At 65.3% G+C, this 14893-nt stretch carries 11 protein-coding genes; 8 read left to right on the forward strand and 3 right to left on the reverse strand.

Annotated elements, in window-relative coordinates:
• Positions 1-496 precede the first annotated feature (496 nt).
• Entirely contained in the window at positions 497-2845 is a 2349-nt protein-coding gene (gene xdhB, locus ACSQ3O_RS05960) for a xanthine dehydrogenase molybdopterin binding subunit (protein WP_436138197.1), read from the reverse strand.
• Positions 2842-4350, reverse strand: coding sequence for a xanthine dehydrogenase small subunit (gene xdhA, locus ACSQ3O_RS05965; protein WP_137746619.1), 1509 nt, complete (start codon positions 4348-4350; stop codon positions 2842-2844). The genes xdhB and xdhA overlap by 4 nt, the downstream gene beginning before the upstream one ends.
• A gap of 110 nt (positions 4351-4460) precedes the next feature.
• Between xdhA and ACSQ3O_RS05970 the strand changes: the two genes are divergently transcribed.
• The 7 genes from ACSQ3O_RS05970 to ACSQ3O_RS06000 all read left to right on the forward strand — a co-directional run bounded on the left by ACSQ3O_RS05970 (position 4461) and on the right by ACSQ3O_RS06000 (position 12496).
• Complete coding sequence (locus tag ACSQ3O_RS05970; RefSeq protein WP_137746618.1) at positions 4461-5393, forward strand: LysR family transcriptional regulator; 933 nt, start codon at positions 4461-4463, stop codon at positions 5391-5393.
• A 79-nt stretch (positions 5394-5472) separates the two neighbouring features.
• The gene (locus tag ACSQ3O_RS05975) at positions 5473-7083 is read left to right on the forward strand and encodes an ABC transporter ATP-binding protein (RefSeq protein ID WP_137746617.1); all 1611 of its coding nucleotides are present in this window, start codon (positions 5473-5475) and stop codon (positions 7081-7083) included.
• Entirely contained in the window at positions 7076-8146 is a 1071-nt protein-coding gene (locus ACSQ3O_RS05980; protein WP_137746616.1) for an ABC transporter permease, read from the forward strand. The genes ACSQ3O_RS05975 and ACSQ3O_RS05980 overlap by 8 nt, the downstream gene beginning before the upstream one ends.
• Complete coding sequence (locus tag ACSQ3O_RS05985) at positions 8146-9066, forward strand: ABC transporter permease (RefSeq protein ID WP_063462500.1); 921 nt, start codon at positions 8146-8148, stop codon at positions 9064-9066. Before ACSQ3O_RS05980 ends, ACSQ3O_RS05985 begins: the two co-directional genes overlap by 1 nt.
• A 109-nt stretch (positions 9067-9175) precedes the next feature.
• Positions 9176-10342, forward strand: a complete 1167-nt coding sequence (locus ACSQ3O_RS05990) for a BMP family ABC transporter substrate-binding protein (RefSeq protein ID WP_137746614.1) — start codon at positions 9176-9178, stop codon at positions 10340-10342.
• Positions 10343-10460: 118 nt separating this feature from the next.
• Positions 10461-11444, forward strand: coding sequence for a Rieske 2Fe-2S domain-containing protein (locus ACSQ3O_RS05995; RefSeq protein WP_436138198.1), 984 nt, complete (start codon positions 10461-10463; stop codon positions 11442-11444).
• On the forward strand, positions 11444-12496 hold the full coding sequence (locus tag ACSQ3O_RS06000; RefSeq protein ID WP_298449867.1) for an adenosine deaminase: 1053 nt from the start codon (positions 11444-11446) through the stop codon (positions 12494-12496). Before ACSQ3O_RS05995 ends, ACSQ3O_RS06000 begins: the two co-directional genes overlap by 1 nt.
• A gap of 44 nt (positions 12497-12540) precedes the next feature.
• On the opposite strand, the gene ACSQ3O_RS06005 is transcribed toward ACSQ3O_RS06000, so the two are convergent.
• Positions 12541-13011, reverse strand: a complete 471-nt coding sequence (locus ACSQ3O_RS06005; protein ID WP_436138199.1) for an HIT family protein — start codon at positions 13009-13011, stop codon at positions 12541-12543.
• A 229-nt stretch (positions 13012-13240) separates the two neighbouring features.
• Here ACSQ3O_RS06005 and ACSQ3O_RS06010 point away from each other — a divergent pair, with 229 nt between their 5' ends.
• Positions 13241-14824: a methyl-accepting chemotaxis protein gene (locus ACSQ3O_RS06010; RefSeq protein ID WP_298449863.1), complete on the forward strand. Its 1584-nt coding sequence runs from the start codon at positions 13241-13243 to the stop codon at positions 14822-14824.
• Positions 14825-14893: the final 69 nt, after the last annotated feature.

Below are 14893 nucleotides of genomic sequence, written 5' to 3' on the forward strand. Positions count from 1 at the left end.
AACCAACGGGCCATCGCTTCGCTCGGCCCCGGCTGCGCAGCGCGTGGCGCTTGCGCCCGCGAGAGGGGGCCGAGCGCTGCGCAGCGAAGCAATGGCCCGTGTGGATGTCCGCACCCCGGGTTCCCTTCAGGATGCGCCGAGGAGCGCAGCGGCCAGCGGATCAGGGCTCGCGATTGTCTGAGCGCAACGCAGTGGAGCGAGTTCGAGCGAGACCCCGCTGGACGCGAGCACCGCAGGTTGCCCGCAGCGCAGCGAAGGGACACAGCCTGTAGGGTCGCCTTCTCTTTGGTGACTTTCTTTTGGCGAGGCAAGAGAAAGTTACTGCGCCGCCGGGCGCACACCCCGGCCTCCGCCCTCAGAAAAAGCACACCGCCCCAACCAGCCCACATGCCCAGGCTCCGACAAGCTCAGCCCCAACGGCGATCAAGAAATCAAATTGCTACGAAAATAGTAGCTAAAAGGGCATAAACAGCAAGCGGTGGATGCCAAAAAAGCCTCAATCCCCCACCCGCCCCAAAGCCCTCAGCACATTCTCCGCAGTCGCCGGTGCCGTCAACACCACCGGCGTCGCAGCATCCACGCCACTACGCCCCGCCGCCACCGCATTGCGCAGCGCCTCATACACACTGATCGCCAGCATGAACGGTGGCTCTCCCACCGCCTTGCTGCCACCCACGTTGTCCTCCCGGTTCGCCTCGGGCCACAGGTGGACGTTGAAGTGCTCCGGGATGTCGCCCGTCGCCGGGATCTTGTACGTGCTGGGCGCATGGGTGGCGAGGTACCCCTTGTCGTTCCACACCAGCTGCTCGGTGGTCAGCCAGCCCATGCCCTGCACAAACCCGCCCTCGATCTGGCCGATGTCGATGGCCGGGTTGATGCTGTGGCCCACGTCATGCAGGATGTCAACCTTCAGCACGCGGCTCTCGCCAGTGAGGGTGTCGATGGCCACCTCGGTGCAGGCGGCTCCATAGCTGAAGTAGTAAAACGGACGCCCGGTGAGCGTGGCTTTGTCGTAGTGGATCTTGGGCGTGCGATAAAAACCGTCGCTCCACAGCTGGATGCGGTTGGCGTATGCCTCCTTGACCACGGCGTCGAAGCTGCGCACGGCCTTGGGCGAGATCACCTGGCCGCCCGCGAACCGGATGGCGCCTGCGCCGCAGCCGTCCAGCCCGCACACGAAAGAGGCCAGGTTGTCGCGCACGTTGCGCGCGGCGTACTGGGCGGCGCGGCCGTTCAGGTCGGTGCCGCTGCTGGCGGCGGTGGCGCTGGCGTTGGGCACCTTGCTGGTGTCGCTGGCCGTCACCAGCACACGGTGCAGGGGCACACCCAGCTCATCGGCCACGATCTGCGCCACCTTGGTGTGCAGGCCCTGGCCCATTTCGGTGCCGCCGTGGTTCACCTGCACGCTGCCGTCGGTGTACACATGCACCAGCGCACCCGCCTGGTTGAACAGCGTGGCGGTGAAGCTGATGCCGAACTTGACGGGCGTGATGGCCATGCCGCGCTTGATGACCGGGTTGCGCGCATTCCAGGCCGCAATCTCGGCCTGGCGCTGGCGGTAGTGCGAGGTCTGCTCCAGCGTGGGCAGCAGCTCGTGCAGGATGTTGTCTTCCACCGCCATCTGGTAGTGGGTCACATGGCGGCCACTGCTCGCGTCCTTGCCATACAGGTTGGCCAGGCGCACGTCCTGCGCGTCCAGGCCGAGTGCACGCGCAATGTCGCCCAGGATGGCTTCGATCACGATCACGCCCTGCGGGCCACCAAAGCCGCGGAAGGCGGTGTGGCTTTGGGTGTTGGTCTTGCAGCGGTAGGACGCGATCTCGACATCGCTCAGGTAGTAGGCGTTGTCGGCGTGGAACACCGCGCGGTCGGCCACGGGGCCGGACAGGTCGGCGCTGAAGCCGCAGTTGGCGGCCATGTGCAGTTTCAGGCCCGTGATGCGGCCGGTGTCGTCAAAGCCCACGTCGTACTCGTACGCGAACGGGTGGCGCTTGCCGGTGACCATGAAGTCTTCGTCCCGGTCCAGTCGCAGCTTGATGGGGCGGCCCAGCTTGTTCGCGGCCACAGCGGCCCACACGGCCAGGTGGCCGGCTTGGGTCTCCTTGCCGCCAAAGCCACCACCCATGCGGCGGCACTCCACGCGCACCGCATGGTTGTCGATGCCCAAAGCGTGCGATACCCAGTGCTGCACCTCGCCCGGGTGCTGGGTGCTGGAGTAGACCCACCACTGTTTTTGCTCCAGCGGCATGGCGTAGGCGATCTGGCCTTCGAGGTAAAAATGCTCCTGCCCGCCGACCTCAAACGCGCCGCTCAGGCGGTGGGCGGATTGCGCGAGGCCGGTGGCCGCATCGCCCCGGCGCACAAACACGGGGGGCAGCACATAGCTTTGCGCCTTCAGCGCGTCCTGCACCGTAAGCACGGCGGGCTGGGGGGTGATGTCGAGCTTCACGGCGCGCACGGCGCGGCGTGCTTGCATGACCGAGTCGGCCACAACGAGGCCAATCACCTGGCCCACAAACTGCACGCTGTCCAGCGCAAAAACGGGCTCGTCGTGCCCGAACGCGGCCAGGATCTTGTCGCCCGGCACGTCGCTGGCCAGCACCACGCCACGCACACCAGGCAGCGCCAGTGCAGCGGTGGCGTCCACCCCGTTCAGGGTGCCGTGCGCCACGGTCGAGAGGATGGGCGCGGCATACAGCGTGCCCTTCACCTCGGGCAGGTCGTCGATGTAGTGCGCGGCGCCTGCCACCTGGGCGCGGGCGCTTTCATGGATGTGCGAGTGGCCCATGGCGGCCCGGGTGGGCGAGGGCAGGGCCTGGGTCGGGATCTGTTCGGGGGCGTTCATACCGTGGCCTCCAGCGTCAAAGTGTCCAGGCTGACCGAGGGCTGGCCCTGGCTCTCCAGCCAGTAGCGCTGCAGCAGGCTGCCCAGCACCTGGCGGCGATAGGTGCCGCTGGCGCGCATGTCCGAGATGGGGCTGAACTCAGCCTGCAGCACCGCAGCGGCGCGTTGCGCGGTGGCCTCGGTCCACGGTTGGCCGACCAACGCGGCCTCTGTCTGCCGCGCGCGGGCCGGTGTGGCGGCCACGCCGCCTGCGCCGATGCTGGCGCGCTGCACGGTGCCGTCCGCGATGTCGAGGTTGAGCACCAGGCAGACGGCGGAGATGTCGTCGTCAAAGCGCTTGGAGATCTTGTACGCCCGCAGCTGTTCTTGGGTCGATGGGCGGGGCACCACGATGCGCACCAGCAGCTCATCCGGCGCCATCACGTTCTGCCGGTAGCCGGTGTACAGGTCTTCCAGCGGCAGCTGGCGCTCGCCCCGGGCCTGGCTGGCCAGTACCACCTGGGCGCGCAGCGCGATCAAGAGGGGCATGGAGTCGCCAATGGGCGATCCGTTGGCCACGTTGCCGCCCAGCGTGCCCGAGTTGCGCACGGGCAACCCCGCAAACCGCGTGGCAAAGCGGTGCAGCTGCGGCCACTGCGCAGTGAGGGCTGCAAACGCGTCGGTCAGCGTGACGGCGGCGCCGATGTGGATGGCGTCGGTGTGCGGTGTGACTTCGCGCAGCTCGGCCGCACGGGTCACGTCCAGCACCTGGGTGTACTGCTTGTGCTGCTTGGTCACCCACAGCCCCACGTCGGTACAACCGGCCACGATCTGCGCAGCGGGGTGGGCCGCGCGTGCGGCCAGCAGGGCGGCCTGGCTGGTGGGGGCGATATAAGAAAAATCGGCTGTCTGCGCGCGCTGGTCCTGCGCCATCAGCTTCAATTTTTGTAGCACTTCGGATTCATTGACCACCATGCCGGGCAGCGATGCCATTTGCTGGGCGGCATCGAGGATGGGGCGGTAGCCGGTACAGCGGCACAAGTTGCCCGAGAGTTCTTCCTGGGCCAGTTCGCGGGTGATGGGTTCACCGTGGCAGACATGGTTCTGGTACATGCCGAAGAGGCTCATCACGAAGCCGGGAGTACAGAACCCGCATTGAGAGCCGTGGCACTGGACCATGGCCTCCTGTGCGGGATGGAGCGTGATCGTTTGTCGGGCAGCGGGGGCATCGCCCACGGGCTGGATCAGCGGGTCTTCCGCCAGGTCTTCCACCGTCCACAGCGCCATGCCGTTCACCGAATGGGCCAGTCGGATGCAGCTGTTCACGGCGCTGTAGTGCAGCTGTCCGCCGCGCTCTTCGCCCAGCACCACGGTGCAGGCGCCGCAGTCGCCTTCGCCACAGCCCTCCTTGGTGCCGGTGCAGCCCAGGTCTTCGCGCAGCACCTCCAGCAGGGTGCGGTCGGGTGGTACATTGCCCAGCGCCACGGGCTGGCCTCGGCGCAGGAATTGCAAGGGTTGGGTGGTCATGACGGATGCCGCTTCTTCGATTGCTATCAATTCTTCAATTCATCAGAGGGTAGGGCGCCCCGAGGCCTTCAGCATAAGTACAAGCTTATGACATCAATGCACGCACTGCTATGAGAGACCACGCCCTTTTCGACAAGATAGACCTCCATCTCATAAGGGTCTTGCACACCGTGCTCACAGAACGCAGCGTATCGAGGGCCGCCGTCCGCCTGGGCATGCACCAGCCGGCGGTGTCGGCTGCGCTCAAGCGGCTGCGCGACCTGTCGGGCGACCCGCTGCTGGTGCGCTCTGGCGCCAGCATGATGCCCACCGACGCCGCGCTGCGCATGGTGGAGCCCGCAGGGGCCATCCTGCGCGCGGCCGAGGCGCTGTTTTCGGATGCGCGCGGGTTTGACCCGCGCACCGCCACCCGCACCTTCCGCGTGGCCGCCAGCGACTACCTCGACCCGCTGTTCCTGCCGCAGCTCGTGTCCCGCATCAAGGTTGAAGCGCCCCTGTGCCCCATCGAGATCCTTCCCTTGTCGGCCGACGCGCACTACCACGCGCACCTGGCACAGGGCGAGGTCGATGTGGTGATCGGCAACTGGCCCCAGCCGCCCGACGACCTGCACATGGGCCGCCTGTTTGGCGACGAGGTGGTGTGCCTGGTGGGCAAGGACCACCCCGCCGTGCGGCGCGGCTGGGATGTGGAAGGCTGGCTGGCCGCCGAACACATTGCCCCCACGCCCACACACCCCGGCGCACGCGGCGTGATCGACGTGCACCTGGACAGCCTGGGCATGCAGCGCCACATCACGGCGCGCTGCGCGCATTTCAGCCTCATCCCCAGCATCGTGGCATCGAGCTTGCTTGTGCTGACCACGGGCCGCCAGTACTGCGAACGGTATGTGGAGCAGCTGCCCCTGGCCATCCTGCCCTGTCCGGTGCCGTTTCCCCGGCTCATGTATTACCAGCTCTGGCACGCGCGCACCCACCACTCGGCGGCGGCCGCGTGGCTGCGCGAGTGTGTGAAGGGTGTAGCGTCTTCGCTACGAAAAGAATAGCTGCTTGGGCATGCTGAACAAGCGCAAGAAGGTGTTTTCGTTCCTATAACAAGTTGTAAAACTGAGAGACAATCCCCGCATGAGTTCACCTCCTAATCCTCCCGCCCCGGGGGCGTCGCCGCCGCCCCGGCTGCAGCTTGTGGGCATCACCAAGCGCTACCCGGCCGTGGTGGCCAACAGCGGTGTCTCGCTCACCGTGCTGCCGGGTGAAATTCATGCGGTGCTGGGCGAAAACGGCGCGGGCAAGTCCACGCTGATGAAGATCATCTACGGCTCGGTCAAGCCCGACGAAGGCAGCGTGTTCTTCAACGGCCAGGCCGTGCAGGTGCGCAACCCGCAAGAAGCGCGGGCCCTGGGCATTGCCATGGTGTTCCAGCATTTCAGCCTGTTTGACACCCTCACGGTGGCCGAGAACGTGTGGCTGGGCCTGGACAAAAGCCTCGCGCTGGCCGAGGTCACGCAGCGCATCAGCGCCAAGGCCGCCGAATACGGCCTCGATATCGACCCCCTGCGCCCCGTGCACACGCTGAGCGTGGGCGAGATGCAGCGCGTGGAAATCATCCGCGCGCTGCTCACCAACCCCAAGGTGCTGATCCTGGACGAGCCCACCTCGGTGCTCACGCCCCAGGCGGTCGAAAAGCTCTTTGTGGTGCTGCGCAAGCTCGCCAGCGAGGGCTGCAGCATCCTGTACATCAGCCATAAGCTGCATGAAATTCGTGCGCTGTGCACCGCCTGCACCGTGCTGCGCGGCGGCAAGGTCACGGGCGTGTGCAACCCGGCTGAAGAAACCAATGCGTCCCTGTCGCGCCTGATGATTGGCGCCGAACCGCCCGCGCTGGAACACCGCGCGGTGCAGACGGGTGCCACCGTGCTGCGCGTGCAGGGCCTGTCGCTGCCGCGCGCTGACCAGTTTGGCGTAGACCTGATCGACCTGCAGTTCGAGGTGAAGGCGGGCGAGGTGGTGGGCATTGCCGGTGTGTCGGGCAATGGGCAAAAAGAACTGCTCTACGCGCTGTCGGGCGAAGACCAGCGCGCCGAGCCTGCCAGCATCCAGGTGACAGGCCAGAACGCGGGCCGCATGGGCCCGGGCCAGCGCCGCGCTTTGGGCCTGCACTTTGTACCCGAGGAGCGCTTGGGCCGGGGTGCCGTGCCCACCATGGGCCTGGCGCACAACCTGCTGCTCACGCGCAAGAACGCGGTGTCGGGCAGCGGTTGGATCAAGGTGGGTGCGCTCGAAGCGCATGCCCGGGACATCATCCAGCGCTTCAATGTGAAGGCTGGTGGCCCGCATTCGGCGGCTAAGTCGCTGTCGGGCGGCAATCTGCAGAAGTTCATCGTGGGCCGCGAGATCGATGCCAACCCGAAGCTGCTCATCGTTTCGCAACCCACCTGGGGTGTGGACGTGGGTGCGGCGGCGCAGATCCGGGGCTCCATCCTGGCGCTGCGCGATGCGGGCTGCGCCGTGCTGGTGGTGAGTGAGGAGCTGGACGAATTGTTTGAAATCTGCGACCGGCTGCATGTGGTGGCCAAGGGGCACCTGTCGCCTTCCGTGCCACGCGCCGAGGCCACGGTGGAGCGCATCGGCGAATGGATGAGCGGCCTGTGGCATGCCGATGTGCAGGCCCACCTGGCGCAGCAACACCAGCTGCAGCAACAGCAACAACAAGCCGGGGAGGTGCAGCATGCTTAAGCTGGAACCGCGCCCCCAGGCGTCGAAGCTCTGGACCTATGGCTCGCCCCTGCTGGCGCTGGCCTTCACGGTGCTGATTGGTGTGGCCCTGTTCATCGCCCTGGGCAAGGACCCGGTGCGCGGGCTGCAGGTGTTCTTCTGGGAGCCCATCAAGACCCAGTACGCCATTGGCGAACTCATGGTCAAGGCCACGCCGCTGCTGCTGATTGCGCTGGGGCTGGCCGTGTGCTTCCGCTCCAACGTGTGGAACATTGGCGCCGAAGGCCAGTTTGTCATCGGTGCCGTGGTGGCGGGCGGCGTGGCGCTGCTGGCCGATAAGACCACGGGCCCCTGGATCGTGCCTGCCATCCTGCTTGCCGGGGTGCTGGGCGGCATGGTCTGGGCGGGGCTCACGGCGCTGCTGCGGGACAAGTTCAACGCCAACGAAATCCTGGTGAGCCTGATGCTGGTCTATGTGGCCACGCTGGTGCTGGGCTACCTGGTCTATGGCCCCTGGAAGGACCCCATGGGCTACAACTTCCCGCAGACCAAGACGTTTGAGAAGGTCACACAGATCCCGCGCCTGATGCAGGGCTCGCGCATGTCCATCGGCCTGCTGCTGGCCCTGGCCGGTGCTGCGGCGCTGTGGGTGTTTTTGTTCCGCACCCGTGCGGGCTTTGCCCAGCAGGTGGGCGGGCTGGCACCGGCGGCGGCGCGTTATGCGGGCTTTTCGTCGCGCCGCGCGCTGTGGACTGCGCTGCTGATTTCGGGTGGTGCCGCCGGTTTGGCGGGTGCGCTGGAGGTGGCTGGGCCCATCGGCCAGCTCACGCCCTATGTGCCAGCGGGCTACGGTTTTGCGGCCATCATCGTGGCCTTTGTGGGGCGGCTGCACCCGGTGGGCATGATTCTCTCGGCCATCCTCATGAGCATGTTCTACATCGGTGGCGAGCTGGCGCAGTCGCGCCTGGGCCTGCCCAAGTCGCTCACCGGCGTGTTCCAGGGCCTGCTGCTGTTCACGCTGCTGGCCTGTGACACATTGATTGCCTACCGCATCCGCTGGGTGGCCTCGAAGGGAGGCAAATGATGGAATCCTACGCATTGCTTATCGGCGCCACGCTGAGCGCGGGCACCGTGCTGGCCATCGCGGCCCTGGGCCTGCTCATCAACGAAAAGGCGGGAATCGTCAACCTGGGGGCTGAGGGCATGATGCTCTGCGCCGCGATTGCAGGCTTTGCCACCGTGGTGCACACGGGCAACACCTGGCTGGGTTTTGCCGCAGGCATGGCCGCAGGTGCCGTGCTGGCCGCCATCTTTGGTGTGCTGGTGATCTGGCTTAACACCAACCAGTACGCCACGGGGCTGGCGCTCAGTCTGTTCGGCGTGGGCTTCTCGGCGTTTGCAGGCATCAGCTATGTGCAGGCCAAGCTGCCCGAATTGCCCAAGTACGCGATCCCTGTGCTGGGCGATGTGCCGCTGCTCGGCCCCGCGCTGTTCCAGCAGCATCCGCTGGTGTACCTCACCATGCTGCTGGTGGCGGGGTTGATCTGGTTCCTGTACCGCTCGCGCGCTGGCCTGGTGCTGCGGTCGGTGGGCGAGTCGCCAGAATCGGCGCACGCATTGGGTTACCCGGTGCGCCGCATCCGGCTGCTGGCCGTGGTGGTGGGCGGCGCCCTGTGTGGCCTGGCCGGTGCCTACATCTCCACCGTCTACACCCCGCTGTGGGTTGAGGGCATGGTGGCCGGGCGCGGCTGGATTGCGCTGGCGCTCACCACCTTTGCCACCTGGCGCCCGGCACGGGTGTTGCTTGGGGCTTATCTGTTTGGTGGCGTGACCATGCTGCAGTTCCATTTGCAGGCCACGGGTGTGCAGGTGGCCAGCCAGTTGCTGAGCATGCTGCCCTATGTGGCCACCATCGTGGTGCTGGCGCTGATCTCGCGCAATCCGACCTGGATCCGCATCAACATGCCGGCATCGCTGGGCAAGCCGTTTTATCCGGGCTCCTGAAAGGGGTTGCCCGCGTGAAAATCTGGTTACCCTGCGGTAGATCGCACCATAATCACCGTTTTCGTCCCTCAACCTTTGCAAGTTTTACTTCTTCGATAAGGAAACCGACATGACTGATCTGCAGAAACGCTCCATGCTCAAGGTGGCTGCGCTCTCCGCCGTGGCTGCTGCCGCCCTCGTGGGTTGTGGCAAGAAGGAAGAACCGGCACCGGCCCCCGCGCCTGCACCGGCCCCTGCCGCCGAAGCACCGGCCCCCAAGCCCGAGCCACTGAAGATCGCGTTTGCCTATGTCGGCCCGGTGGGCGACGGCGGCTGGTCGTTCGCACACGACAACGGTCGCAAGGCCATCGAGAAGGAATTCGGCGACAAGGTCGTGACGAGCTTCGTGGAAAGCGTGCCCGAGTCCGCCGACGCCGAGCGCGTGCTGCGTGACCTGGCCGGCCAGGGCAACAAGCTGATCTTCGGCACCACCTTTGGCTACATGGAGTCCATGCTCAAGGTCGCCGAAGACAACAAGGGCATCAAGTTCGAGCATGCCACCGGCTACAAGACCGCCGAGAACATGCGCACCTACGACAGCCGCACCTACGAGGGTGCCTACATGGCGGGTGTGATCGCCGGTGCCATGACCAAGTCCAACACGCTGGGCGTGGTGGGCTCGGTGCCGATCCCTGAAGTGATCCGCAACATCAACAGCTTCACGCTGGGCGCGCAGTCGGTCAACCCCAAGATCAAGACCAAGGTGGTCTGGGTGAACGAATGGTTCAGCCCACCCAAGGAAACCGAAGCCGCTACCAGCCTGATCAACGGCGGCGCTGACGTGCTGTTCCAGAACACCGACTCGCCCGCCGTGCTGAAGACGGCACAAGAGAAGGGCAAGCGCGCCTTCGGCTGGGACTCGGACATGACCGCCTACGGCCCCAAGGCCCACCTGGCATCGGCTGTCATCAACTGGGGCCCGTACTACATCAAGGCCACCAAGGACGCGCTGGAAGGCCAGTGGGCGTCGGGCCAGAGCTGGTGGGGCGTGAAGGAAGGCGCGATCGACATCGTCTCTATCGCCGAAGACGTGCCTGCCGACACCAAGGCCAAGGTCGAAGCCGTGAAGAAGGGCCTGGCCGATGGCAGCTTCGTGATCTGGAAGGGTCCGATCGTGGGCCAGGATGGCAAGGAAGTGCTGGCCAAGGACGCCGTGGCCGATGACAAGTTCCTCGGCGGCGTGAACTTCTATGTCAAGGGCGTGGAAGGCAAGATCCCTGGCGGCGACAAGAAGTAATTCGAGCCGCGTGCATCAGCAGTTCTTGGGAGCTGCTGTGACAAAGGGCCGCCCTGGGGTGGCCCTTTTGTTTTGCAGGGGCCTTTTGCGGTCCGTGGCTTTTTGAGGAGCAAGGGCGATGGTGGAATCAACGTTGTGGCACCCCGTGGCGCTGTCAGCGGCCTTGGCCGCACAAGCCCCGCTGGCCGTGCAGGTGCTGGAACAACCCGTGGTGTTGTGGCGTGACAGCGAAGGCGCTGTGCACGCGCTGGCCGAACAGTGCCCGCACCGGGGCGCCCGCCTGTCGCTGGGCCGCGTAACGTCCCAGGGCCAGCTGGAGTGCCCCTACCATGGCTGGCAGTTTGCGGCCGGTGGGCAATGTACCCACGTGCCCGCACTGCCCACCTTTGTACCCCCGGCCACGCACTGCGCCCGGCATTTCGAGGCTCAGGAGGCCTGTGGCCTGGTGTGGGTGCGCATTGCCCAGGGCGAGCAGGATCTGCCAGTGTTCGCTGCGGAGGGGGATGCCCGCCTGCGCAAGCTCAACTGCGGGCCCTACGATGTGGCCGCCAGCGCGCCGCGCATCGTCGAGAACTTTTTGGACATGTCCCACTTCGGCTTTGTGCACGAAGGCTGGCTGGGCAGCCGCGACGCCACAGCCATTGATGACTACCGCGTGGAGCCCACCCCCACCGGCCTGTTGGCCACGGGCTGCAAGGCCTGGCAACCGCAGTCCAACCTGCACTCCACGGCAGCTGCCCAGGTCGAATACACCTACGAAGTCACGGCGCCCTATGCAGCCGTGCTGACCAAGGTGCCCGAGGCGGGCACCACGGCGGTGGACGGCTGGCGTGAGTCCATTGCGCTGTTCATCTGCCCGATCACGCCGGTGCGCAGCCGCGTGTGGTTTCGCTTGGCAGTGGCCGATTTCGATTCGCCCGATGAGAAGCTGCAGGCCTTTCAGCACACCATCTTCACGCAGGACCAGCCAGTGCTGGAGTCGCAGATGCCACAGTGCCTGCCACTCGACCTGCGCGCGGAGTTGCATACCGCCGCCGACAAGGCATCATCTGCCTACCGCCGCTTTTTGCGCCAGAGTGGCATCACCTTTGGAGTCTGCTGATGTTCAAGATACCCCCCATCTCCGCCGAGCGCCTGCCCGGGCTGCTGCGTGCCATGCCCAAGGCCGAGCTGCACATCCACATCGAAGGTTCGCTGGAGCCCGAGCTGATCTTTGCCCTGGCGCAGCGCAATGAAATGACGCTGCCTTATGCCAGCGTGGAGGCCCTGCGCAGCGCCTATGCGTTCACCAACCTGCAGAGCTTTCTCGACATCTACTACGCGGGTGCCAGCGTGTTGCTGCACGAGCAGGATTTTTACGACATGGCACGGGCGTACCTGGGCCGCGCGGCGCGCGACAACGTGCTGCATGCCGAACTCTTTTTTGACCCGCAGACCCACACCGCACGCGGCGTTGCCATGGAGACCGTGATCAACGGCCTACATCGCGCCTGCGAAGATGCGCGCACCGAGCTGGGCATCAGCGCGACACTGATCCTGTGTTTCCTGCGCCACCTGAGCGAGGAGTCGGCGTTTGAAACGCTGGAGCAGGCCATGCCGCTGATCGACAAGATCGTGGGCGTGGGGCTGGATTCCAGCGAGCTGGGTCATCCGCCCGAGAAGTTTGCCCGTGTGTTCGCCCGCTGCCGCGAGCTGGGCCTGCACCTGGTGGCCCATGCGGGCGAGGAGGGGCCCCCTGCTTACATCTGGAGTGCGCTCGATGTGCTCAAGGTCGAGCGCATCGACCACGGCGTGCAGGCCGTGCACGACGCCGCACTGATGCAGCGCCTGGCGCAAGATCGCATTGCGCTCACCGTGTGCCCGCTGTCCAACCAGAAGCTGTGTGTGTTCCCCAACCTAGCTGACCACAACCTGGGCAAGCTGCTTGACGCCGGGCTGGCCGCCACAGTCAACTCCGATGACCCCGCCTACTTTGGCGGCTACATCAACGAGAACTTCACCCAGGTGTTTGCGGCCACGGGCCTCACGGCCAAACATGCCTACCAGCTGGCGTTCAACAGCTTCGAGGCGAGCTTTGCGGGCAACGCCGACAAGCGGGTGTGGGAGCACAAGCTCAAGGAAACCTTTGAGCGCTGTGTGGAGCATGACTACTGACTACTAAAGGCGGACGGTTGAACGTCCTTGCAGTCCACAGAACATCAGCCACCGCCCGAGGTGACTGAATCATCGCCCTGCAGCGCCGTGCGCAGCCGGTCTGCATAGGCTTGCAGCATGGCGGGCCCCGGCTCCTTGCGGGGCCAGGTCAGGGCAATGCCATCCTGCGCGTGGCGTGGCACCACATGCATGTGGAAATGGAACACCGTCTGGTCGCCCTCGCGCCCGTTGGCCTGCAGCAGGGTGATGCCCGGTGGGTCGAATGCCCGGCGCACGGCCTGCGCCATGCGCTGCGCGGTCTGCATGACGGCGGCTGCCTCTTCGGGGGTGATGTCCAGCAGCGTGGCCGCGTGGCGCCGGGTGGCCACCAGCACATGACCGGGGTTGACCTGGCCAATGTCCATGAAGGCGATGGTCAGGGTGTCTTCGTACACCTTGGCTGCAGGGATTTCGCCCGCCACCAGGCGGCAGAAGATGCACTGGCCGGGGGGTGAGGTGTCAACAAACATGGGCATGTGAAAGGACTCCGGAGCAGGTGATTGCGCCATCCTAGCGGCAGCCGTGCCCGGCTCGCGCGGCGTGCCTTTTGGGCTCTGTGTAGTTAAAATACGGGTAAACCCTAAAATGTGAATATTTGTACACCCGCCCATGCTCTGTGTGCGGGTGGGCGTTTGTGTGCCCCGCGTCGCGGGGCCTTTGTTTTGCTGACGCGCCGTGCGTTGTTCGCAGCAGGATTTCCCCTTCATGTTTCTCAATCAACTTTCCATCGGCAAGCGCCTGACCCTGGTGCTTGGCGTGATCCTGGCGCTGTTTTTTGTCAGCAGCGTCGTCGCGGTCTTCAAACTGAACCAGCTGGGCGCAGAGATCAACACCATGGTCGATGACAACATCAAGACCGAGCGCGCGGGTGCAGACTGGTTGCTCAACACCACTGCGGGGGTGCAGCGTGCTGCGGCCATCGCCAAAAGCAGCGATGCTTCGCTGATCCCTTACTTCGCTCCGGCCACAGCGGCCGCTATCAGCGAGACCAACGAACTGCAGAAGTTCATCGAATCGAAGATGGACGCACCCGAGGAAAAGCAGCTTTTCGCCAAGGTGGGTGATCTGCGCAAGGCCTATCTGAGCGCGCGCGAGGAGGTCAGCAAGCTCAAGCAAGCGGGCGATGCCGATGCGGCTGGCAGGGTCTTCACCGAGCGGTTCGAGCCCACCTCTCGCGACTATGTTGCAGGCGTCAAGCAGATGGTGGACCTGCAGCGCGCCCAACTGGACGCTGCGGGTAAGCGCAGCGAGGCGCTGCGTGCGCAGACCACGCTGCTGCTGCAGGTCTGCACCGGCATCTCGCTGCTGCTCGGCGCTTTGCTGGCCTGGCTGCTGGCCAGCAGCATCACGCGCCCGCTGCGCCATGCCGAGGCCATTGCCGAGGCCATCGCGGACATGGACTTGACGGGCGCGCCGCAATCCGCGTATGCCAATGACGAAACCGGCCGCTTGCTGCGCGCGCTGGATGTGATGCGTGCGGCGCTGCACGGTTCGCTGCAGCAGGTGCGCGGCGTGGTGGACAGTATCTCCACCGCCAGTACCCAGATCGCCATCGGCAACCAGGACCTGAGCGCTCGCACCGAGCAGACGGCCAGCAGCCTGCAGGAGACAGCCAGTTCGATGGAAGAGCTGACCAGCACCGTGCGCCAGAGCGCGGATTCTGCTGTGCAGGCCAACCAGCTGGCTGCGTCGGCTGCTGAGGTGGCTCAGCGGGGCGGTGAGGTGGTCGCCCAGGTGGTGAACACCATGGACGAGATCAACGCCAGCAGCAAGAAGATTGCCGACATCATTGGCACCATCGACGGCATCGCTTTTCAGACCAACATCCTGGCACTCAATGCCGCAGTGGAAGCTGCCCGCGCAGGCGAGCAGGGCCGTGGTTTTGCCGTGGTGGCCAGCGAAGTGCGTTCACTGGCCCAGCGCTCGGCCAACGCGGCCAAGGAAATCAAGACGCTGATCGGTGTGTCGGTGGAGAAGGTCGAATCCGGTTCTGCACTGGTGCAGAACGCTGGCAGCACCATGACCGAGATCGTGAGCTCTGTGCGCCGCGTCACCGACATCATCGGCGAGATCAGTGCTGCAGCGTCCGAACAGAGCCAGGGCATTGGCCAGGTGAACGTTGCGGTGAGCCAGTTGGACCAGATGACGCAGCAGAATGCCGCACTGGTGGAAGAGTCCACTGCCGCTGCCGAAAGCCTGAAGGACCAGGCCTCGCGCCTGTCCGGCGTGGTGGGGGCGTTTCGCCTTGGCAACGCTGCGCAGCCAGGGCAGCCGCTGCGTCTTGGCTGAGCGCAGTTCATGCGGATGCATCACACCCTCTGACAGAGAGATTTTTCAAGCCAGAAAATACCCTGCGTA

The sequence above is a fragment of the Acidovorax sp. LjRoot74 genome, assembly GCF_964254355.1.
GTDB lineage: Bacteria > Pseudomonadota > Gammaproteobacteria > Burkholderiales > Burkholderiaceae_C > Acidovorax.

Bases quoted from the DNA above. Each gene is read 5' to 3' on its own strand.
- xdhA (WP_137746619.1), bottom strand. From the start codon at position 4,350: ATGACCACCCAACCCTTGCAATTCCTGCGCCGAGGCCAGCCCGTGGCG.
- ACSQ3O_RS05985 (WP_063462500.1), top strand. From the start codon at position 8,146: ATGGAATCCTACGCATTGCTTATCGGCGCCACGCTGAGCGCGGGCACC.
- ACSQ3O_RS06010 (WP_298449863.1), top strand. From the start codon at position 13,241: ATGTTTCTCAATCAACTTTCCATCGGCAAGCGCCTGACCCTGGTGCTT.
- ACSQ3O_RS05995 (WP_436138198.1), top strand. From the start codon at position 10,461: ATGGTGGAATCAACGTTGTGGCACCCCGTGGCGCTGTCAGCGGCCTTG.
- xdhB (WP_436138197.1), bottom strand. From the start codon at position 2,845: ATGAACGCCCCCGAACAGATCCCGACCCAGGCCCTGCCCTCGCCCACC.
- ACSQ3O_RS05980 (WP_137746616.1), top strand. From the start codon at position 7,076: ATGCTTAAGCTGGAACCGCGCCCCCAGGCGTCGAAGCTCTGGACCTAT.
- ACSQ3O_RS05970 (WP_137746618.1), top strand. From the start codon at position 4,461: ATGAGAGACCACGCCCTTTTCGACAAGATAGACCTCCATCTCATAAGG.
- ACSQ3O_RS05975 (WP_137746617.1), top strand. From the start codon at position 5,473: ATGAGTTCACCTCCTAATCCTCCCGCCCCGGGGGCGTCGCCGCCGCCC.
- ACSQ3O_RS06000 (WP_298449867.1), top strand. From the start codon at position 11,444: ATGTTCAAGATACCCCCCATCTCCGCCGAGCGCCTGCCCGGGCTGCTG.
- ACSQ3O_RS06005 (WP_436138199.1), bottom strand. From the start codon at position 13,011: ATGCCCATGTTTGTTGACACCTCACCCCCCGGCCAGTGCATCTTCTGC.
- ACSQ3O_RS05990 (WP_137746614.1), top strand. From the start codon at position 9,176: ATGACTGATCTGCAGAAACGCTCCATGCTCAAGGTGGCTGCGCTCTCC.